The sequence below is a fragment of the Pseudomonas sp. B19(2017) genome (assembly GCF_002113165.1).
Taxonomy (GTDB): Bacteria; Pseudomonadota; Gammaproteobacteria; order Pseudomonadales; family Pseudomonadaceae; genus Aquipseudomonas.
In genome coordinates this window covers 26888-47714 of record NZ_NEJR01000010.1, presented here as the reverse complement: position 1 = coordinate 47714, position 20827 = coordinate 26888, and the positions used below count along the sequence as shown (strand labels likewise).

Here is a 20827-nt window from a genome sequence, read left to right as displayed (position 1 = left end):
GGCTTGTTCGGATGAAAGGGAACGTCCTTGTGGCGAGGCGCCTACGGCGGCTTTACACTCGGACCACCGCCGCTACCTTGGGTTCGCCATGACGACATTAGACGAAGAAGATCGCCGCGAATACTACCGCATCGAAGATCAGATCGCACTTCAAATCAGCCCCCTCAGCGCGGCCGAAGCCCTTGACGCAGATGTGTTGCAAGATGATTCGCCATTATTCAACCTGCTCAGCGAACTGCACCTGTCCGACTTCGAGTCGCAGCACCTGCTGCGCCAGCTGAGCGAAAAGGACCGCACCCTCGCCGCCTTCCTGCGCGCGCAGAACAAACGCCTCGATCTGCTTAGCGCGGTGGTTGCCCAGACCCTGATCGGCGAAGTCGGTCAGCCCCAGCCAGTGATCATCTCCGAGGGCGGCATCGAATTCGCGCAAGCCACAGCGGTTGCCCCCGGCACCCGGGTGAAGTTGAAGATGGTGCTGATGCCACGTGCCCATGGCCTGCTGCTGCGCGGCAAGGTCACCCATTGCGACCCGCACCCGGAGGGCGGCTTCGAGGTCGGCACCGAATTCATCGACATGACCGACGCCCAACGGCAACTGCTGGCCCGCCACATCCTGCAGCGCCAGCAACAACAACGGCGCCAGCAGCTGGAACAGAACGACCCCGCCTGCTGAGCCTATTTTTCCCTGATTTGAAGGAACGAACGTGACCCTGATCTACGGCCATCGTGGCGCCAAGGGCGAAGCGCCCGAGAATACCCTGACCAGCTTCCGGCAGTGCCTCGCCCATGGCGTGACCCGCTGCGAGCTGGACCTGCACCTGTCGGCCGACAACGAGCTGATGGTAATCCATGACCCCACCCTGAAGCGCACTACCGGCAAACGCGGCAAGGTGGTCGAGCACCCGGCCGCCGAGCTGGTCAGGATCGATGCCCGCAAAGGCGGCCCAGGCCATGTGCAGCCCTGCCCGATCCCGAGGCTGGAAGAACTGTTCGCGAAATGCCCGTTCGAACACTGGCAGCTGGAGGTGAAAAGCGCCTCGCGCACCCGTGCCGCCACCACCGTGCTGGCGATACGCGAACTGGCCCAGCAGTACGGCCTGCTGGACAAGGTGACCATCACCTCCAGTTCACGCGAAGTGCTGGGTGCCGCGGTGGAGCTGGTGCCGGACGTCAAACGCGGACTGGTGGCCGAATACGCCTGGCTCGACCCGCTGAAAGTGGCCCAGAACTACGGCTGCGAACTGCTGGCATTGAACTGGACACTGTGCACCCCCGAGCGCCTGCTGAAAGCCCAGGCCCAGGGGTTGCACGTGTCGGTGTGGACGGTCAACGAACCGGCACTGATGCGCCGGCTCGCCGACTTTGGCGTGGACAGCCTGATTACAGACTTTCCCGGTTTGGCCAAGACCACCCTCGGGCAGGGTTGAAATCGGTCTCTCCGACCGGCTCAGGCCACCGGTCGGAGCCGCTCAAAAAAGCCGGTTCAGGCCGTCGTAGGCAGCTACCCGATAGGCTTCGGCCATGGTCGGGTAGTTGAACGTGGTGTTGACGAAGTACTTCAGGTTATTCAGCTCGCCCGGCTGGTTCATCACGGCCTGGCCGATGTGGACGATTTCCGAAGCCTGGTAGCCGAAGCAGTGTACGCCCAGCACTTCCAGTGTTTCGCGGTGGAACAGGATCTTCAGCATGCCTTGCGGCTCGCCGGCGATCTGCGCCCGGGCCATGCTCTTGAAGAAGGCTTTGCCCACTTCGTACGGCACCTTGGCCTGGGTCAGTTCCTGCTCGTTCTTGCCGATCGAGCTGATCTCCGGAATGGTGTAGATGCCGGTCGGCACGTCATTGACGAAGCGCCAGCTGCCGTTATCCACGATACTGCCAGCGGCAGAGCGGCCCTGGTCATGGGCGGCACTGGCCAGGCTCGGCCAGCCGATCACATCACCGGCACCGTAGATGTTCGGCACGCTGGTGCGGTAGGCCTCGTCGACCTCGATCTGGCCACGGCTGTTGACCTTGATACCGATGTTTTCCAGGCCCAGCTTGTCGGTGTTGCCGGTACGACCGTTGCACCACAGCAAGGCGTCGGCCTTGATCTTCTTGCCCGACTTCAGGTGCAGGATCACCCCGTTATCCAGGCCTTCGACGCGCTCATACTCTTCGTTGTGGCGCACGGTGATGTTGTTGTTGCTGAAGTGGTAGCTCAGCGCCTGGGAAATTTCCGAGTCGAGGAAGCTCAGCAGCTGGCCACGGTTGTCAACCAGCTCTACCAATACACCCAGGCCGCTGAAGATCGAGGCGTATTCGCAACCGATCACGCCGGCACCGTACACGATCAGCTTGCGTGGGGTATGGCTGAGGCTGAGGATGGTGTCGCTGTCGTAGACACGCGGGTGGTGGAAGTCGATGTCGGCCGGACGGTAAGGGCGCGAGCCTGTGGCGATAATGATGTGCTTGGCGTTGAGCTTCTCGACCACACCGTTCGGGCAGACCACTTCGACGGTTTGCTCGTCGGCGAAGCTGCCGGTGCCGACGAAGACGTCGACGCGGTTACGGGCGTAGTAGCCAGTGCGCGATGCTACCTGCTTGGCGATGACCTTCTCGGCGCTTTTCAGCACGTCCGGGAACGAGAACCAGCGCGGCTCACCGATGGCACGGAACATCGGGTTGGTGTTGAACTGCATGATCTGCCGCACCGAGTGACGCAGTGCCTTGGACGGGATGGTGCCCAGGTGGGTGCAGTTGCCCCCGACCTGACGACGGCTATCGACCATCGCCACCTTGCGCCCTGCTTTGGCGGCGTTCATTGCCGCGCCTTCTCCGGCCGGGCCGGAACCCAGCACCACTACGTCGTAGTTGTAGACAGCCATGCGTACTCCTTCAGAACTGGCCCGCAAGCCACGGTCGCTCGCGGGGCGCGATCATGCCGCCGGGGCGTCATGAGAAAATTCGGGTGCAGTCTAATCAAGCGTGAACGCCGCGCACATTAACCCTTGGTCGCGTCGTAGGCCAATTTTGCCCGCACTACATGTGTGAACCATTCCCTGGCGGCGATCATCCCTGCTTGCGCTTTCACTCGCCTTTCACTGCCCGTTCGAATGCGGGCGTAGCTCGGGAGACGAAGCCACCCTCGGCCCGAGTCACCAATACCGCGGCCAGGCCATGCGCCACGGCAAAATCCCAGCCCCGTTCCGGGCCGAGGATCAACAGCAGCGTCGAATAACCGTCGGCCTGCAGCGCCGAGGCATCGAGCACGGTGACCGCGGCCAGGTCGTGCTGCACCGGGCGCCCGAGGCGGGCATCGAAGGTGTGCGAATAGCGCCGGCCATTCTGCTCGAAATAGTGCCGATAGTCACCCGAGGTCGATACTGAAAGGCCATTGACCGCAATGATATGGCGAGCGATCTGGCGGTCTTCGCGGGGCAGCTCCAGGGCGATGCGCCAAGGGCTGCCATCGGGCTTGCGGCCGACGGCCTTGAGCTCGCCGGTGGCTTCGGCGACAAAGCTGGCCACGCCCATGGCCTGCAGGCGCGCGGCGACCAGGTCGACGGCATGGCCGGCGGCGATACTGTTGAAGTCGAGCTGCACCGGGGCGTCCTTGCACAGGGCCTGGCCCTTGATGTGCAAGTGCCGGTAACCCACGCGCTGGCGCACCCGGGCCAGGGCCAACGGGTCGGGCACCTGCTCGTGACGGGCCTGGGGACCGAAGCCCCACAGGTCGAGCAAGGGCTCGACGGTGAGATCGAAAGCGCCATCGCTCTGCTCGGCCAGGTGCAGGCCGAGGCTGACCAGTTCGAGCATGTCGGGCGGCAGGGCCAGGCACTGGTTGGCGGGCAACTGGTTGAACAGGCTGACGGTGGAGTCGCCGCGGTAGGTCGAGTAGTGCTGGTCGATGTCATGCAGGATGGTTTCGACCGCTGCTTGCACCTGCTCCGGCGCCGGGCCGCCGGGCTCACGGACGTACTGGATGCTGTAACTGCTGCCCATGGTCGGGCCACCCAGGCGCTCCAGGGTGGGGCCCTGGTCGCAGGCGGTGAGCAGCATGAGCAAGAAGCAAAGTAATACGCGCAATATCGAGATCTCGATTGTCTGCACCGGCCCTTTCGCGGGCACGCCCGCTCCCACAGAGGCATCACTGCTGCCAGGGACAGTGATATCCCTGTGGGAGCGGGCATGCCCGCGAAAGGGCCAGTACAGACACAGTAGAAGCCTGATCGGGTGATCAGGCGAAAAAAAACGGGAACCCGAAGGTTCCCGTTTTTTCATTGCCTTACAAGCGTATCAGCGTGGAAACGCTGGCGGGTTCACACCGGCCATCTCTTCCATCACGCGAACCACCTGGCAGCTGTAACCGAATTCGTTGTCGTACCAGACGTACAGAACAACGCGGTTGTCGTTGCAGATGGTGGCTTCGGCATCGACAACACCGGCGTGGCGGGAACCGACGAAGTCGGTCGAAACCACTTCCTGCGAGCTGACGTAATCGATCTGCTTGTGCAGCTCCGAGTGCATGGCGGTCTGGCGCAGGTACTCGTTGATCTCGTCGCGGCTGGTGGCCTTCTCGAGGTTCAGGTTGAGGATGGCCATCGAAACGTTCGGCGTCGGAACGCGAATGGCGTTGCCGGTCAGCTTGCCCTTCAGCACTGGCAGTGCCTTGGCGGCAGCGGTGGCGGCGCCGGTTTCGGTGATGACCATGTTCAGCGGCGCGGCACGGCCACGGCGGCTGCCCTTGTGGAAGTTGTCGATCAGGTTCTGGTCGTTGGTGAACGAGTGAACGGTTTCGACGTGGCCATTGACGATGCCGTACTGGTCGTTGATGGCCTTGAGCACCGGCACGATGGCGTTGGTGGTGCAGGAAGCGGCCGAAATGATCTTGTCATCGGCAGCGATGTCACCGTGGTTGATGCCGTGCACGATGTTCTTCAGCGCGCCCTTGCCAGGTGCGGTGAGGATCACGCGGGCAGCGCCCGGGCAGGCCAGGTGCTGGCCCAGGCCGTCGGCATCACGCCATACGCCGGTGTTGTCGACGATCAGCGCGTTGTCGATGCCGTACTGGGTGTAGTCGACTTCGCTCGGGCTCTTGGCGTAGATAACCTGGATCAGGTTGCCATTGGCGGTGATGGTGTTGTTGGCTTCGTCGATGGTGATGGTGCCATCGAACGGGCCGTGCACCGAGTCACGGCGCAGCAGGCTGGCACGTTTGACCAGGTCGTTCTCGGCGCCCTTGCGCACGACGATGGCGCGCAGGCGCAGGCCGTCGCCACCACCGGTCTTCTCGATCAGGATGCGCGCCAGCAGGCGGCCGATGCGGCCGAAGCCGTACAGGACAACGTCGGTGCCTTTGCGCGCCGAAGCGTTCTGCTGGCCAACCACCTCGGCCAGTTCTTCACGGACGAACTGCTCGGCAGTACGGCCATTGCCTTCCTGCTTGAACTTGTTGGCCAGCTTGCCCAGGTCGACCGAAGCGGCGCCCAGTTTCAGCTCGCTCATGGCCTTGAGCAGGGGGAATGTCTCGTGGACGGACAGTTCGGTTTCGTCGGCTTGACGATGACGCGCAAAGCGGTGCGCCTTGAGGATCGAGATAACCGAACGGTTGATCAGGCTACGGCCATAAATCGAGCTCACCACGTTGTTGTTGCGGTAGAGCTGACCGATAAGCGGGATCATCGCTTCAGCTAGGGCTTCACGATCGATCCACTCACCAAGACACTGGTCGGGCTTCTGAGTCACGGGAACCTTCCACATGTAGGGACAGAAAAAAGGGGCTACATTATGACGCCCCAATGCGTTACGGGCAATGAGCGCCTGTCGCGGCCATGCAAGCCAGCGTTCATGCCCTTTCGAGCCTGACAGCCGGCACCGTCACCGGTACAATCACTCTCTTTGCCGCAACGCTTGGAGTGCAATCTCCCGTGTCAGTTCTGCGCCTACCGCAAATGTCGGCCACGGCCGGCAAACAAACCTGGGGCAATCTACCCGGTGCCGCCCTCAGCCTGGCCATCGCCGAGGCCGCCAGCAGCGCGGGCCGCTTCACTCTGCTGCTGACTGCCGACAGCCAGGGTGCCGATCGTCTGGAACAGGAACTTCGCTTCTTTGCCCCGGACCTGCCGGTGCTGCCGTTCCCCGATTGGGAAACCCTGCCCTACGACCTGTTCTCGCCGCACCAGGACATCATTTCCCAGCGCATCGCCAGCCTCTACCGCCTGCCAGAGCTGAGCCACGGCATCCTCGTGGTGCCGGTCACCACCGCCCTGCACCGCCTGGCGCCGACCCGTTTCCTGTTGGGCAGCAGCCTGGTGCTGGACGTGGGCCAGACCATCGACGTGGAGCAGATGCGCCTGCGCCTGGAGGCCAGCGGCTACCGCTGCGTCGACACGGTCTACGAGCATGGCGAGTTCGCCGTACGCGGCGCGTTGATCGACCTGTTTCCGATGGGCAGCAAGCTGCCCTACCGCATCGACCTGTTCGATGACGAGATCGAAACACTGCGTACCTTCGACCCCGAGACCCAGCGCTCGATCGACAAGGTGGATTCGGTGCGCCTGCTGCCGGCGCGCGAATTCCCGATGCAGAAAGAAGAAGTGACCCGCTTCAAGGCGCGCTTTCGCGAACGCTTCGACGTCGACTTCCGCCGCAGCGCGATCTTCCAGGACCTGGCCAGCGGCATCATCCCCGCCGGCATCGAGTACTACCTGCCGTTGTTCTTCGAAGAAACCTCGACCCTGTTCGACTACCTGCCGGCCGACACCCAGGTGTTCTCGCTGCCCGGCGTGGAACAGGCCGCCGAACACTTCTGGAACGACGTGCGCGGGCGGTATGAAGACCGCCGTGGCGACCTGAGCCGGCCGCTGTTGCCGCCGGCCGAGCTGTTCCTGCCCGTGGAAGACTGTTTTGCCCGGCTTAAGCAATGGCCACGGGTAGTGGTCAGCAGCGAAGACCTCGACCCGGGCGTGGGGCGCGAACGCTTCCCGGCACGCACCCTGCCCAACCTGGCAATCGAGGCCAAGGCCAGCCAGCCCTTGGCCGAACTGGCCAACTTCCTCGACCAGTTCCCCGGCCGGGTGCTGTTCACCGCCGAATCGGCGGGCCGCCGCGAGGTGCTGCTGGAGCTGCTCGATCGACTGAAACTGCGCCCGCACACCGTCGACGGCTGGGCCGACTTCATCACCGGCAGCGAGCGCCTGGCAATCACCATCGCCCCACTGGACGAGGGCCTGCTGCTGGACGAGCCAGGTATTGCCCTGATCGCCGAAAGCCCGCTGTTCGGCCAGCGGGTCATGCAGCGTCGGCGCCGCGACAAGCGTGGCGAAACCGCCAACGACGCGGTGATCAAGAACCTGACCGAGCTGCGCGAAGGCGCGCCGGTAGTGCATATCGACCATGGCGTGGGCCGCTACCTGGGCCTGGCCACCCTGGAAATCGACGGCCAGGCCGCCGAATTCCTTACCCTGGAATATGCCGAGGGCGCCAAACTGTACGTGCCGGTAGCCAACCTGCACCTGATCGCCCGCTACACCGGCAGCGACGATGCCCTGGCACCGTTGCACCGGCTGGGCTCGGAAGCCTGGCAGAAGGCCAAGCGCAAGGCTGCCGAACAGGTACGCGACGTGGCTGCCGAACTGCTCGACATCTATGCCCGCCGCGCCGCACGAAAGGGCTATGCCTTTGCCGACCCGTCCGCCGACTATGCCACCTTCAGCGCCGGCTTCCCGTTCGAGGAAACCCCGGACCAGCAAGCGGCCATCGAAGCGGTGCGCGCCGACATGCTGGCACCCAAACCGATGGACCGCCTGGTATGCGGCGACGTCGGCTTCGGCAAGACCGAAGTGGCCATGCGCGCAGCGTTCATCGCCGTACACAGCGGCCGCCAGGTGGCCGTGCTGGTGCCTACCACCCTGCTCGCCCAGCAGCACTACAACAGCTTCCGCGACCGCTTCGCCGACTGGCCTGTGACCGTGGAAGTGATGAGCCGCTTCAAGTCGGCCAAGGAAGTGGCCGCCGCCGCCGCAGACCTTGCCGAAGGCAAGATCGACATCCTCATCGGCACCCACAAGCTGCTGCAGGACGATGTACGCTTCAAGGACCTGGGGCTGGCCATCATCGACGAAGAGCACCGCTTTGGCGTACGCCAGAAGGAACAGCTCAAGGCCCTGCGCAGCGAGGTGGACATCCTCACCCTCACCGCCACGCCGATCCCGCGTACGCTGAACATGGCGGTGGCTGGCATGCGCGACCTGTCGATCATCGCCACGCCGCCGGCACGCCGCCTGTCGGTACGCACCTTCGTCATGGAGCAGAACAAGAGCACGGTCAAGGAGGCGCTGCTGCGGGAGCTGCTGCGCGGTGGCCAGGTGTACTACCTGCACAACGATGTGAAAACCATCGAGAAATGCGCCGCCGACCTTGCCGAACTGGTGCCCGAGGCGCGCATCGGCATCGGCCACGGGCAGATGCGCGAGCGCGAACTGGAACAGGTGATGAGCGACTTCTACCACAAGCGCTTCAACGTGCTGGTGGCCTCGACCATCATCGAAACCGGCATCGACGTGCCCAGCGCCAACACCATCGTCATCGAGCGCGCCGACAAGTTCGGCCTGGCCCAGCTGCACCAGCTGCGCGGCCGGGTTGGCCGTAGCCACCACCAGGCCTACGCCTACCTGCTGACGCCAACCCGGCAGAAGGTCAGCGCCGACGCCGAAAAGCGCCTGGAGGCAATCGCCAACACCCAGGACCTCGGTGCCGGCTTCGTGTTGGCCACCAACGACCTGGAGATTCGCGGCGCCGGCGAGCTGCTGGGCGAAGGCCAGAGCGGGCAGATCCAGGCGGTGGGCTTTACCCTGTACATGGAAATGCTCGAACGCGCGGTCAAGGCGATCCGCAAAGGCACCCAGCCGAACCTTGAGCAGCCGCTGGGCGGCGGCCCGGAAATCAACCTGCGCCTGCCGGCACTGATCCCAGAGGACTATCTGCCCGACGTGCATGCGCGGTTGATCCTGTACAAGCGCATTGCCTCGGCCGCCGACGAAGAAGGCCTCAAGGACCTGCAGGTGGAGATGATCGACCGTTTCGGCCTGCTGCCCGAGCCGACCAAGAACCTGATGCGCCTGACCTCGCTCAAGCTGCACGCGGAAAAGCTCGGCATCAAGAAAGTCGACGCCGGCCCCAACGGCGGCAAGCTCGAGTTCGAGGCCGAGACCCCGGTCGATCCACTGACCCTGATCAAGCTGATCCAGGGCCAGCCCAAGCGCTACAAGTTCGAAGGCGCCACCCAGTTCCGCTTCCTGGTGCCGATGGAACGCCCCGACGAACGCTTCAATACCCTGGAGGCGCTGTTCGAGCGCCTGACCCCACAGCCTGCCTAAGGAAGATCCATGCGTGCCATCCGTTGCCTGACCCTGCTGCTGGCGCTGTTCGCCCCGGCCGCCTTCGCCGAAGGCCTGTATCAGGTAGAAATGATTCTGGTGCGGCAGAACAGCGTGCCCGCCTTTACCAGCCCGTTCGCCCCTGAAGACTGGAGCGCCGGCGCTCCACGCCTGGCAAAGGACGCCGAGCGCCGTCTGGCGCTGGAAGACGAAGCCACCCGCCTGGAAGCCACCGCCGACTACACCGTGCTGCTGCACAAGGCCTGGCAGCAGCAAGTGGGCAGCGAGCCTAGCCGCATCGCCCTGGGCGAAGGCGCCGAGCAGTTCGGCCATTTCCCCATCGAAGGCAACCTCAGCATCGCCGAGGGCCGCTTCATCGCGGTCGAAGCCAACTTCTGGGTCAACCAGCTGGACGGCAATGGCAGCGTGCTGCAAAGCGAACAGTTCAAGCAGAGCAACAGCAACGTCAAGGGCGGCCAGCTGACCTTCCTCGACGGCGGGCACCTGGCCGTGCTGCTGAAGGTGACGCCACCGGGCACGCCGAAAATGCCGGTGATGGACCCGGAGATGATGGAGCAGTGATGCAATGAGCCGTGACGCTCTCCAGTTGCTGCGCGAGTACCCGAACTGGACCCAGTCGTTCACCGGCCCGGTCCTGCAACGCGGCGAGCGTTATGCCCGGGAAGACCGGGTAAAGATCGAATACTGCACCGGCGCGCTCATCGAAGCCAGCTGTCGTGGCAGCGAGGGCAGCACTTATCGGCAGAAGATCACCCTCACCGCCCTGGCTGGCCGCTGCCATGTACGCGGCCAGTGCAGTTGCCCCGTGGGGCAAAACTGCAAGCATTGCGCCGCCGCGCTGTTTGTCCTGAGCGAACAACAGGCAACGGCGAAAAGTGACGGTGACGCACTGCCGGCCAACCTGCAGCGCTGGCTGAAAGGTCTCGAACAGCCTGCGCAGGAGCCTGCCGAAACCCAAGACAAACGCGGGCGCATGGTTTGCTACCAACTCATGCTGACCGACGAGCCCGGCTGCGCGCTGCGGGTACGCAAAGGCACACGCGAAGACCAGGGGCTGCGCTATAGCCGTGTGCAGTCACTCTACGATTTCCTTTACGAACCCCCGCGCTTCGTCAAGGAAGACGATATTCGCATCTTGCGCCTGCTCTCGGCACTCAATCAGGCCGGCAGCCAGGACCGCGGCTACCAGCTCAAAGGTCGGGAAGGCGGTGAGCTGTTCCAGCGCGCACTGGATACCGGCCGCATGCTCTGTGACGAAAACAAGCCCCTGCTTCGCGAGGGCCCTACGCTTGCGGCCGAGTTCCGCTGGGTACGGCTGGACAATGGTCACTATCGGGGCATCTGGTACCACGGTGAAACGCCGCTGAACTGCGTGATTGCGCTGCTGCCCCTTTACTATTTCGATTACACCGGCAGCGTGGTGGGCAAGCTCGAGCACAGCCTCGATCCGCATATTGCCCTGCAACTGACCATCGCTCCTGACGTTCCGGAACATCTTGTCGTGCCCCTCAGCCACAAGCTCAACGCCTTGAACCACCAACTTCCTACGCCGACCACACTGGACGAACAACTCATTGACGACCTGCAGCCCAGCCCGTACTTGACCCTGGGCAGTCTCGAGTTCAGCGCCTACATGCCCAAGACCGGCCGCATGCAACGGCAGATGCAACACCGTGCCGCACTGGCATTCGATTACGACGGCCTGCGCACCAGCGGCAGCGACGACAAGCCGCTGACCCGCCTGGTCGGCGACACCTGCCAGCGCATCCACCGCCAACCCCAGGCCGAGCAGGCACTGCGCAAGGTGCTGCGCGACCTCGGCTTCAAGGCCGCCACCCGGCAGAGCAAGGCATTGCCTGACAGCGCCGGCGAAATGCTCCAGCTGCCCGATGACGAAGCCTGGCTGCGCTTTGCCCGCGAGGGCCTGCCGCGCCTGCGCGAAGCCGGTTGGCACATCGACATCCACCGTGACTTCGCCTTCAACCTGCAGGAGGTGGACGACTGGTACGCCACCATCGACGAAGCGCCCGGCCATGAATGGTTCGACCTGGAACTGGGCATCGTGGTCGATGGCCAGCGCCACAGCCTGCTGCCGATCGTGCTGCAACTGCTGCGCAGCAACCCGGAACTGCTGCGCCCCAGCGAACTGGCCCGGCGCAGTGACGAAGAGCACCTGCTGATCGACCTCAACCGCGGGCGCCTGGACGCTCCGGCGTTACGCGTCGCCCTGCCCTACGGCCGAATCAAGGCGGTAATGGGCACCTTGGGCGAGTTGTACCTGCACGAAAACGCCGCAGGCCCGGCGCTGCGCCTGGACCGTGCCGATGCCGCACGCCTGAACGAAATCGAAGACCTGCCCCTGCACTGGGAGGGCGGCGGGCACGTACGCGACCTGGGCCGCCGCCTGCGCGATGCCCGTGACCTGCAGGTGGAACCGCCCGCCGGGCTGCAGGCCAGCCTGCGCCCCTACCAACAGCAAGGCCTGAACTGGCTGCAAGCGCTGCGCGAGATGGGCACCGGCGGCATCCTTGGCGACGACATGGGCCTGGGCAAGACCCTCCAGGCCCTGGCGCACCTGCTGCTGGAGAAACAGTCCGGGCGCCTCAGCGCACCGGCCCTGGCGGTGATGCCGACCAGCCTGGTGCCCAACTGGCTGGACGAAGCCCAGCGCTTCACCCCAGGGCTGCGCGTACTGGCCCTGCAGGGACCGGGGCGCAGCAAGCATTTCACCAAACTGCACGAATACGACCTGGTCCTCACCACCTATGCCCTGGTGCCGCGCGACCTCGAGCACCTGCGCGCCCAGCCTTGGCATGTGCTGGTGCTGGACGAGGCGCAGAACATCAAGAGCAGCACCAGCAAGGCCGCCCTCGCCGTCTACGAACTGCGGGCCAATCAGCGCGTCTGCCTGACCGGCACGCCAATGGAAAACAACCTGGGCGAGCTGTGGTCGATTTTCCACTTCCTCATGCCTGGCTGGCTGGGTGACCTGAAGCGCTTCAACCAGGACTACCGCACACCGATCGAGCGCCACGGCGACAGCGAGCGCATGGCCCACCTGGCCGGCCGCATCCGCCCGTTCCTGCTGCGCCGCACCAAGGAGCAGGTGGCCACCGAGCTGCCGGCCAAGACCGAGATGGTGCACTGGGTCGAGCTTAGCGATGCCCAGCGTGACACCTACGAGGCCGTGCGGGTGGCCATGGACAAGAAAGTCCGCGACGAAATCGCCCGCAATGGCGCCGCGCGCAGCCAGATCGTCATCCTCGACGCCCTGCTCAAGCTGCGCCAGGTGTGCTGCGACCTGCGCCTGGTCAAAGGGGTGGAAAGCAAAGGCAACCAGGCTGACAAGGGCAAACTGGGCGCGCTGCTGGAAATGCTCGAAGAGCTGCTCAGCGAAGGGCGCCGGGTGCTGTTGTTCTCGCAGTTCACCTCGATGCTGGCGTTGATCGAGCAGGAGCTGGAGAAACGCAAGATCCGCTACAGCCTGCTGACCGGCGACACCCGCGACCGGCGCACGCCCGTGCAGCAGTTCCAGCAGGGTGACAGCGAAGTGTTCCTGATCAGCCTCAAGGCGGGCGGCGTGGGCTTGAACCTGACAGCCGCAGACACGGTGATCCACTTCGACCCTTGGTGGAACCCGGCCAGCGAAAACCAGGCCACCGACCGCGCCTACCGCATTGGCCAGGACAAGCCGGTGTTCGTGTTCAAGCTGATCACCCGGGGGACGGTGGAGGAGAAGATCCAGCTGTTGCAGCAGGAGAAGGCGGCGCTTGCGGCGAGCCTGCTCGATGGCGGGCAGGCCGGGCAATGGCGGCTGGGGGATGAAGAGATCGAAGCGCTGTTTGCACCGCTGCCCGGGAAGCGCGGGCGGTAACCCGGAAGCCTTCGCTGCCTGTACCGGCCTCTTCGCGGGCACGCCCGCTCCCACAGGGATATCAGTGCCCTCAAGGGCGGTGCCGTACCTGTGGGAGCGGGTTTACCCGCGAAGAGGCCGGCACAGGTACAACACTAATTTCGAAACCAGCGCTGCACCTGTGGGAGCGGGCATGCCCGCGAAAAGGTCGACGCGGTCAATCGACCAGCTGCGCCTCCCGCAACGCCCCCAACGCCTCCAGCCACCGTGGCTGCTGGCGATAATCCGTCCGCGCAAACCCTTGCCCACGCATCCGCGCAATCCGTGGCGACGGCTTTACCTTCATCCGCTGCGCCGCACTCAGCGCCAGCTCCGCCGCCGCCCGGTCGTTGCAGACCAGGCCCATGTCACAGCCAGCGCTCAACGCCGCTTCGATCCGGCTGGCCGCATCCCCGACGACATGTGCACCGGCCATCGACAGGTCATCACTGAAGATCACCCCGTCAAAGCCCAGCTCACCACGCAAGATGTCCTGCAGCCAACGGCGCGAGAAACCAGCCGGCTGGTTGTCGACCTGCGGATAGATGACATGCGCCGGCATCACTGCTGCCAATTGCCCGCTCAGGCGGGTGAACGGCACCAGGTCGGCCTGGCGCAGCTGTTCGAGGCTGCGCTCATCGGTGGGGATGGCCACATGCGAGTCCGCCTCGGCCCAGCCATGCCCCGGGAAGTGTTTGCCACAGGCCGCCATGCCCGCCGCATTCATGCCACGGATGAACGCCCCGGCCAGGTGCGTGGCGCGCAGCGGGTCACCTTCGAAGGCGCGGCTGCCCACCACGGCGCTGCGCTGGTGGTCCAGGTCGAGTACCGGGGCAAAGCTGAGGTCCAGGCCAACCGCCAGCACCTCGGTCGCCATCAGCCAACCGCACTGCTCGGCCAGGTACTCGGCGTTGTCATTGTCGGCCAGAGCACGCATGGCCGGCAGGCGCACAAAACCCTGGCGCAGGCGCTGCACGCGGCCGCCCTCCTGGTCCACCGCCAGGATCAGGTCGGGGCGGATGGCGCGGATCGACGCGCACAGCTCACGCACCTGGCGCGGGCTGTCGATGTTGCGGGCAAAGATGATCAAGCCGGCCACTTCAGGCTGGCGCAACAGGTGACGGTCTTCGGCGGTCAGCCATTTACCGGCGATATCCACCATCAGGGAGCCTTGCAGGCTGACAGTCATGGTTAATCCTTCATTGAAGACTGAGAGAAGCCCACTGGGGGCATGCGGCCTGCTCGATGCGTACCGGGCAATGGGCCGGCACCTGCTCGAACAGGCTTAGCAAATCGGTATTGCGCAGGCGTATGCAACCATGGGACAGCGCTACGCCCATGGGTTCCGTATCCGGGGTGCCGTGCAAGTAGATATAGCGGCGGAAGGTATCGACCGCGCCCAGGCGGTTGACACCCGGCTCACAGCCACTGAGCCAGAGGATGCGGGTGAGGATCCAGTCCCGGCCGGGGTATTGCGCATGCATGGCCGGCGACCACACCTCGCCGGTCCAGCGTCGCCCGGCCAATACCGCATTCAGCGGCAAACCCGCGCCGATCTTCGCCCGCACCTGGTGCAAGCCACATGGCGTGCAACCCGAGCCGTTGCGCTCGCCGGCGCCGTTGCGCGCCGTGGAAACCGGCAGGCGCACGCGCAGCTGGCCCTGGGCAAAACCATAGAGGCGTTGGTCGGCGAGGGAAATGTGCAGGAAGTCGAGGTCAGGCATGGGCGCTAGCTTAGCCGAAGCGCCCTGCCCCGCCCAGCCTTCAGGCCTTGACGGTGGTCGCGCTTGCGCTGGTCTTGGTACGCGGGCGCAATTGTGCGGCGGCCATGGCGTCGTCGGTAACACCGCTATCGGCACGCATGCCCGCAGCCAGGAACGGCACCATCAGGCGCATTACCTGCTCGATCGAGGTGTTGATGCCGAAATCGGTCTCGGCAATCGCACGCAGGGCCTTGATGCCGGACATGCTGAAGGCGGCGGCACCAAGCATGAAGTGCACGCGCCAGAACAGCTCCAGCGGCGGGATGCGCGGTGCGGCCTCGTTGACCAGCAGCATGTAGCGGCGGAACACCTTGCCGTACATGTCTTCCAGGTAGCGCCGCAGGTGGCCCTGGCTCTGGCTGAAGGCCAGGCCCAGCAGGCGCATGAAGATCGACAGGTCGTTGTTGCTGCGCGGCTGCACGACCAAAGCCTGCTCGACCAGCATTTCCAGCAGCTCTTCGAGGCTGGGCTTTTGCTCCGGCTTGGCCTGGCGCCGCTCCAGCTCACGCTCGAGGCTGGCGCAGAATGGCCCGAGGAAGCGCGAGAACACTGCCTGGATCAGAGCCTTCTTGGAACCGAAGTGATAGTTGACCGCCGCCAGGTTGACCCCGGCCTTGCTGGTAATCAGCCGCAACGAGGTTTCTGCGAACCCCCTTTCCGCGAACAGCTGCTCGGCAGCATCGAGAATGCGTTCAACGGTTTCCGATTGGGCCATGACTACTCCGACTACTCCGCCAGACAAACAGGTGTTTGAAACATACGTTTCAGCCCTGCTTCTGTCAAGGCTCGGTGACCGGTCGGTCGCCATTTAAAAGCGCCAGACGGGCGGCTGCAAGCGCCATTCCTGCTGTTTATTACAGGTTTTGGCTTGCAGCGCATCCAGTACTGTATATAATCCCAGTCACTGTACAAAAAGACAGAGCGCTCATCATGTTGAAACTGACGCCACGCCAAGCCGAAATTCTCGCGTTCATCAAGCGCTGCCTGGAAGACAACGGCTTCCCGCCGACGCGCGCCGAGATCGCTCAGGAGCTGGGCTTCAAGTCGCCCAACGCCGCCGAGGAGCACCTCAAGGCCCTCGCCCGCAAGGGCGCGATCGAGATGACCCCGGGCGCCTCCCGTGGCATTCGCATTCCCGGTCTCGAAGCCAAGGCCGAAGAAAGCGGCCTGCCGATCATCGGCCGGGTTGCGGCCGGTGCGCCGATCCTTGCCGAACAGCACATCGAGCAATCCTGCAACATCAACCCCGACTTCTTCCACCCCCAGGCCGACTACCTGCTGCGCGTACACGGCATGAGCATGAAGGACGTCGGCATCTTCGATGGCGACCTGCTGGCGGTGCATACCTGCCGCGAAGCCCGCAACGGCCAGATCGTCGTGGCCCGTATCGGCGACGAAGTTACCGTCAAGCGCTTCAAGCGCGAAGGCAGCAAGGTCTGGCTGCTTGCCGAGAACCCCGAATTCGCCCCCATCGAAGTTGACCTGGAAGAGCAGGAGCTGGTGATCGAGGGCTTGAGCGTCGGCGTCATTCGCCGCTGATCCAGGAGGCGTCATGCAGCAGTTCATTCACGCACCCGAGCAAGCCCAGTTGCCATTGTTCGAAGCATTCCTCGCCCAGCCCGTACTGCCTGGCCTGAAAGCCAGCGAAGTGGCGCGCAAGAGCAGCCAGCCCGAGCTGTTCAGCGAACTGTCGCTGCGCGGAGCCCCCGGGCACTGCCAAAGCCTGCTGGCACCGGTGCTACGCGAGCTGAGCGAAGAGGACGAGACCCGCTGGCTGACCCTGATCGCCCCACCATCGAGCCTGACCCAGGCCTGGCTGCGCGATGCCGGGCTTAACCGTGAACGCATCCTGCTGCTGCAACCTCGCGGCAATCAAAGCCCGCTTCAACTGGCTTGCGAAGCCTTGCGCCTGGGCCGCAGCCACACCGTGGTCAGCTGGCTGGGCAACGTCAACGCCACTGCACGCCAGCAACTGCTGCGTGCAGCCAGCGCCGGAAATGCACAAAGCCTGAACATCCGCCTTGGCTGATGTTCAGGCTTTGCCTGTCATTGCATGGAACCTGATACCCCTGCTGCACCTCAGTGCAGCACGCGTGGCCCTTCATCATGCTCAAGCTCGCCATCCATCAGGCGACCGGCCATCTGCACGCCCACGCTGAGCATGGCTTTGGCCACTTCCACATGCTGACCCTGCAGGAACGCCTTGGCGTCTTCCGAGAAATCCAGGGTTACCAGAGAGCCCTCATCCTCGGCGCGACGCAGTTCGATGCGGCCATCAGGCAACTCGACAATTTCCAGAAACGACGTAGACATAAATGGCAGTTCTCCGCGAAAGGCCAGCATTGTACCAGCCGTAGCGGCTATCAGCACTCACTCAACGCGTCACGGAAACGCCTCACCAGGCCCTTGAGGTTGTTGCGCCAGCTTTCCAGCTCGGCGCGCGACAGCGCCGGATGCTCGTTCTCATCGAGATTGACCGCCTGGATCAGTGGCTGGGTAACGTCGGTTTTCGCTGCTTTCTTCGCGACCGGTGGTCGGAACAAATCGGCATAAGCACCCAACATTTGCGCCAGCCAGGTTTCGCGCTGGCGCGCCAGTTCCAGCAGTTCAGCTACTTCCGGGATGGCGATGCCGTTCAGGGCATCGTCGGCCAGCGCTTGCTCTACCGTTGCTACGACAGGCAGGCGGTAGAAGCCACCGATCTCATGGCACATGCCCAACAATGCGCCGTAGAGATGGAACAGCGCCGACTCGCGTTCGGCCTGGACCAGGCCCTGAGCATTCATGGCCTGGCTTTGTTCGGCCTTGGCCATGGATTCCAGGGCGAGGCCGGCAAAGAACAGCTTCTGGTTGGTGCGGGTATAGAGTTCCTGGGCCATTTCAGTGCCCTCCCTAAGGCTGCAAGGCGGATAGCTGCATCATAAATGATTGGGGCCGCTTTGCGCCCCTTCGCGGCGGTTCGGCGCCCCGACTTGCCCGCTCCCACAGGAATTGCATCGAGCCCGAGGCCTACGCTGTACCTGTGGGAGCGGACAAGTCGGGGCGCCGAACCGCCGCGAAGGGCTGCAGAGCAGCCCCAATTACAGCGCTGTCAGATCAGCGCTTGTCTTCAACCTTCCACGCATTGCCGTCGTAGAACGCCTTCCAGCCGGTCGGCTTGCCATCAACCTCGGATTGCACATACTGCTCCTTGGTCTTGCGGCTGTAGCGAATCACCGCAGGGCGACCTTCCGGGTCCTTCTGTGGCGCATCGCACAGGAAGTGGTATTTCGGGTCGATCTCGTGTTTGTGCGGCACGATCTCCAGCACCAGCGGTGCGCGGGTTTCGCGGTTCTTGGGGAACTGGCTGGCGGCCAGGAACAGCCCCGAAGCGCCATCACGCAACACGTAGGTATCGTCGACCTTCTCGCACTTGAGCTCCGGCATGTCCACCTTGTCCATCTTCGGTGGCGCCGCCTCGCCACTCTTGAGCAGCTTGCGGGTGTTCTTGCACGCCGGGTTGGTGCAACCGAAGAACTTGCCGAAGCGGCCAGTCTTCAACTGCATCTCGCTGCCGCACTTGTCGCACTCCAGGCTCGGCCCTTCATAGCCCTTGATGCGGTAATTGCCTTCCTCGATCTCGTAGCCGGCGCAATCCGGGTTGTTACCGCAGATGTGCAGCTTGTGCTTCTCGTCCAGCAAGTAGGCATCCATCGCCGTGGCGCAGATCGGGCAGCGGTGCTTGCCCAGCAACACGCGGGATTCCGATTCGCCCTCGTCGTCAGCGGCAATTTCGTCGCCCGGCACCAGGTTGACGGTGGCCTTGCAGCGCTCTTTCGGCGGCAGGCTGTAGCCCGAGCAACCGAGGAACACGCCAGTGGAGGCGGTGCGGATCATCATCGGCCGGCCACATTCCTTGCACGGAATGTTGGTCATGGTCGGCTGGTTGGCGCGCATGCCGTCTTCGCTGGATTCGGCAGTCTGCAGCTTCTTGCTGAAGTCGCCGTAGAACTCGTCGAGCACGTTCTTCCAGTCACGCTCGCCCTGGGCCACGTCGTCGAGGTTCTCTTCCATGTCGGCGGTAAAGCCGTAGTCCATCAGGTTGGAGAAGCTCTCGGACAGGCGCTCGGTCACGATGTCGCCCATCTTCTCGGAATAGAAGCGGCGGTTGTGCAGGGTCACATAACCACGGTCCTGAATGGTCGAAATGATCGCGGCATAGGTCGACGGGCGGCCGATGCCTCGCTTTTCCATTTCCTTGACCAGGCTGGCTTCGGTGAAGCGTGCCGGTGGCTTGGTGAAATGCTGGCTCGGGTCGATCTGGATCAGCTTCAGCGCTTCACCCTGGACCATTTCCGGCAACACGTCGTCTTCGCCCGGTTTGCTCTGCTGCGGCAGCACACGGGTGTAACCGTCGAACTTGAGGATACGGCCCTTGGCGCGCAGCTCGAAGTCGCCTGCGGCCACGGTGACGCTGGTGGACAGGTACTGCGCCGGCGGCATCTGGCAGGCCAGGAACTGGCGCCAGATCAGCTCGTACAGGCGCTCGGCGTCGCGCTCCATGCCACTGAGCTTGGTCGGGTGGGTATTCACATCGGAAGGACGAATCGCTTCGTGCGCCTCCTGGGCGCCTTCCTTGCTGCCGTACACCAGCGCTGCTTCGGGCAGGTACTGCTTGCCGAACTCGCGCTCGATGTAGCTGCGCGCCATGTCCAGGGCGTCGGCCGACAGGTTGGTCGAGTCGGTACGCATGTAGGTGATGTAGCCGGCTTCATACAAGCGTTGGGCCATCATCATGGTTTTCTTCACACCGAAGCCCAGGCGGTTGCTGGCTGCCTGCTGCAGGGTGGAGGTAATGAACGGAGCCGACGGCTTGCTGCTGGTCGGGCGGTCTTCGCGCTTGACCACGCTGTAGCTGGAAGCCTTGAGCTTCTCGAGCGCTGCCATGGCCTGCGCTTCGTTGAGCGGCTTGAAGGCCTCACCTTTCTCGCGCGCCACTTCGAAACGCACCTTGGCGTTCTTGGCGGTGCCGAGGTCGGCGTGGATTTCCCAGTATTCTTCCGGGATGAACGCCCGGATTTCGCGCTCGCGCTCCACCACCAGCTTCACCGCCACCGACTGTACACGGCCGGCGGACAGGCCACGGGCGATCTTGGCCCACAGCAGCGGCGAAACCATGTAGCCGACCACGCGGTCGAGGAAGCGTCGCGCCTGCTGGGCGTTGACCCGGTCGATATCCAGCTCGCCTGGCTGCGAGAAGGCATCCTGAATGGCCTTCTTGGTGATTTCGTTGAACACCACACGCTTGTAGCGGGTGTCGTCGCCGCCGATGGCCTCGCGCAGGTGCCAGGCGATGGCTTCCCCTTCGCGGTCCAAGTCGGTTGCGAGATAGATGGTGTCGGCATCCTTGGCCAGGCGACGCAGCTCTTCGATCACCTTTTCCTTGCCAGGCAGGATCTCGTACTTGGCCTTCCAGCCGTGATCGGGGTCGACGCCCATGCGTGCCACCAGCTGGCGGCGGGCCTTTTCTTTCGGCGACAGGGCCGGAGCCTCACCCGCGGCCTTGCCACGCTTGGCGGCTGGCTCTTTGCTGGCGCTGGCCGAACCGCTGGTGGGGAGGTCTCGGATATGGCCGATACTCGACTTCACCACGTACTGGTTGCCCAGGTACTTGTTGATGGTCTTGGCCTTGGCCGGGGATTCCACAATGACCAGCGATTTGCCCATGGATCGGAGTATTCCTGAATCTGAAGATAAAAAACGCGTCAGGTGCCAGACGCGGCACCGCTATATATAGTGGCAAAAGTTTGAGGTCA

The 20827-nt window shown here is 63.8% G+C and carries 16 protein-coding genes; 7 read left to right on the top strand and 9 right to left on the bottom strand.

The genetic code is table 11. The annotated features are described in order from the left end of the window. The first annotated feature begins 88 nt into the window (after positions 1-88). Together CAF70_RS15210 and CAF70_RS15205 are read left to right on the top strand one after the other, a co-directional pair. Positions 89-673, top strand: coding sequence for a PilZ domain-containing protein (locus CAF70_RS15210; RefSeq protein WP_085625525.1), 585 nt, complete (start codon positions 89-91; stop codon positions 671-673). 31 nt (positions 674-704) lie between these two features. Next, positions 705-1427: a glycerophosphodiester phosphodiesterase gene (locus CAF70_RS15205; RefSeq protein WP_085625524.1), complete on the top strand. Its 723-nt coding sequence runs from the start codon at positions 705-707 to the stop codon at positions 1425-1427. Between the two features lie 42 nt (positions 1428-1469). Here the strand turns inward: CAF70_RS15205 and sthA are convergent, their stop codons facing one another. From sthA to CAF70_RS15190, 3 genes are all read right to left on the bottom strand, one after another. Then, a complete protein-coding gene (gene sthA, locus CAF70_RS15200; RefSeq protein WP_063913906.1) occupies positions 1470-2864 on the bottom strand; it encodes a Si-specific NAD(P)(+) transhydrogenase in 1395 nt (464 codons plus the stop codon). A 202-nt stretch (positions 2865-3066) separates the two neighbouring features. After that, positions 3067-4065 (bottom strand): FAD:protein FMN transferase, encoded by a 999-nt coding sequence (locus tag CAF70_RS15195; protein WP_085625523.1) that lies wholly within the window; start codon positions 4063-4065, stop codon positions 3067-3069. Positions 4066-4275: 210 nt separating this feature from the next. After that, the gene (locus CAF70_RS15190; protein ID WP_085625522.1) at positions 4276-5739 is read right to left on the bottom strand and encodes a glyceraldehyde-3-phosphate dehydrogenase; all 1464 of its coding nucleotides are present in this window, start codon (positions 5737-5739) and stop codon (positions 4276-4278) included. Between the two features lie 167 nt (positions 5740-5906). Here CAF70_RS15190 and mfd point away from each other — a divergent pair, with 167 nt between their 5' ends. Genes mfd through CAF70_RS15175 form a run of 3 tightly spaced genes read left to right on the top strand, consistent with a single transcriptional unit; the run spans position 5907 to position 13251 of the window. After that, positions 5907-9356, top strand: a complete 3450-nt coding sequence (mfd, locus tag CAF70_RS15185) for a transcription-repair coupling factor (RefSeq protein WP_085625521.1) — start codon at positions 5907-5909, stop codon at positions 9354-9356. 9 nt (positions 9357-9365) lie between these two features. Continuing rightward, on the top strand, positions 9366-9938 hold the full coding sequence (locus tag CAF70_RS15180; RefSeq protein WP_085625520.1) for a CsiV family protein: 573 nt from the start codon (positions 9366-9368) through the stop codon (positions 9936-9938). Positions 9939-9942: 4 nt separating this feature from the next. Next, positions 9943-13251 (top strand): DEAD/DEAH box helicase, encoded by a 3309-nt coding sequence (locus CAF70_RS15175; protein ID WP_085625519.1) that lies wholly within the window; start codon positions 9943-9945, stop codon positions 13249-13251. A 196-nt stretch (positions 13252-13447) separates the two neighbouring features. On the opposite strand, the gene nagZ is transcribed toward CAF70_RS15175, so the two are convergent. The 3 genes from nagZ to CAF70_RS15160 are packed head-to-tail and all read right to left on the bottom strand — an operon-like array spanning position 13448 to position 15747. Continuing rightward, positions 13448-14446 carry a beta-N-acetylhexosaminidase gene (gene nagZ, locus CAF70_RS15170; RefSeq protein ID WP_178076393.1) on the bottom strand — a complete coding sequence of 333 codons (999 nt, stop codon included), beginning with the start codon at positions 14444-14446 and terminating at the stop codon, positions 13448-13450. Positions 14447-14468: 22 nt separating this feature from the next. Beyond that, the gene (locus CAF70_RS15165) at positions 14469-14993 is read right to left on the bottom strand and encodes a L,D-transpeptidase (protein WP_085625517.1); all 525 of its coding nucleotides are present in this window, start codon (positions 14991-14993) and stop codon (positions 14469-14471) included. A 40-nt stretch (positions 14994-15033) separates the two neighbouring features. Beyond that, positions 15034-15747, bottom strand: a complete 714-nt coding sequence (locus CAF70_RS15160; protein WP_085625516.1) for a TetR/AcrR family transcriptional regulator — start codon at positions 15745-15747, stop codon at positions 15034-15036. Between the two features lie 215 nt (positions 15748-15962). Between CAF70_RS15160 and lexA the strand changes: the two genes are divergently transcribed. Together lexA and sulA are read left to right on the top strand one after the other, a co-directional pair. Then, positions 15963-16571, top strand: a complete 609-nt coding sequence (gene lexA / locus CAF70_RS15155) for a transcriptional repressor LexA (RefSeq protein WP_085625515.1) — start codon at positions 15963-15965, stop codon at positions 16569-16571. A gap of 13 nt (positions 16572-16584) precedes the next feature. After that, entirely contained in the window at positions 16585-17061 is a 477-nt protein-coding gene (gene sulA, locus CAF70_RS15150; protein ID WP_046615848.1) for an SOS-induced cell division inhibitor SulA, read from the top strand. Between the two features lie 50 nt (positions 17062-17111). On the opposite strand, the gene CAF70_RS15145 is transcribed toward sulA, so the two are convergent. From CAF70_RS15145 to topA, 3 genes are all read right to left on the bottom strand, one after another. Beyond that, entirely contained in the window at positions 17112-17345 is a 234-nt protein-coding gene (locus CAF70_RS15145; RefSeq protein WP_085625656.1) for a hypothetical protein, read from the bottom strand. 50 nt (positions 17346-17395) lie between these two features. Beyond that, positions 17396-17911 carry a DUF6586 family protein gene (locus CAF70_RS15140; protein WP_085625514.1) on the bottom strand — a complete coding sequence of 172 codons (516 nt, stop codon included), beginning with the start codon at positions 17909-17911 and terminating at the stop codon, positions 17396-17398. Between the two features lie 217 nt (positions 17912-18128). Beyond that, positions 18129-20738 (bottom strand): type I DNA topoisomerase, encoded by a 2610-nt coding sequence (topA, locus tag CAF70_RS15135; RefSeq protein ID WP_085625513.1) that lies wholly within the window; start codon positions 20736-20738, stop codon positions 18129-18131. Positions 20739-20827: the final 89 nt, after the last annotated feature.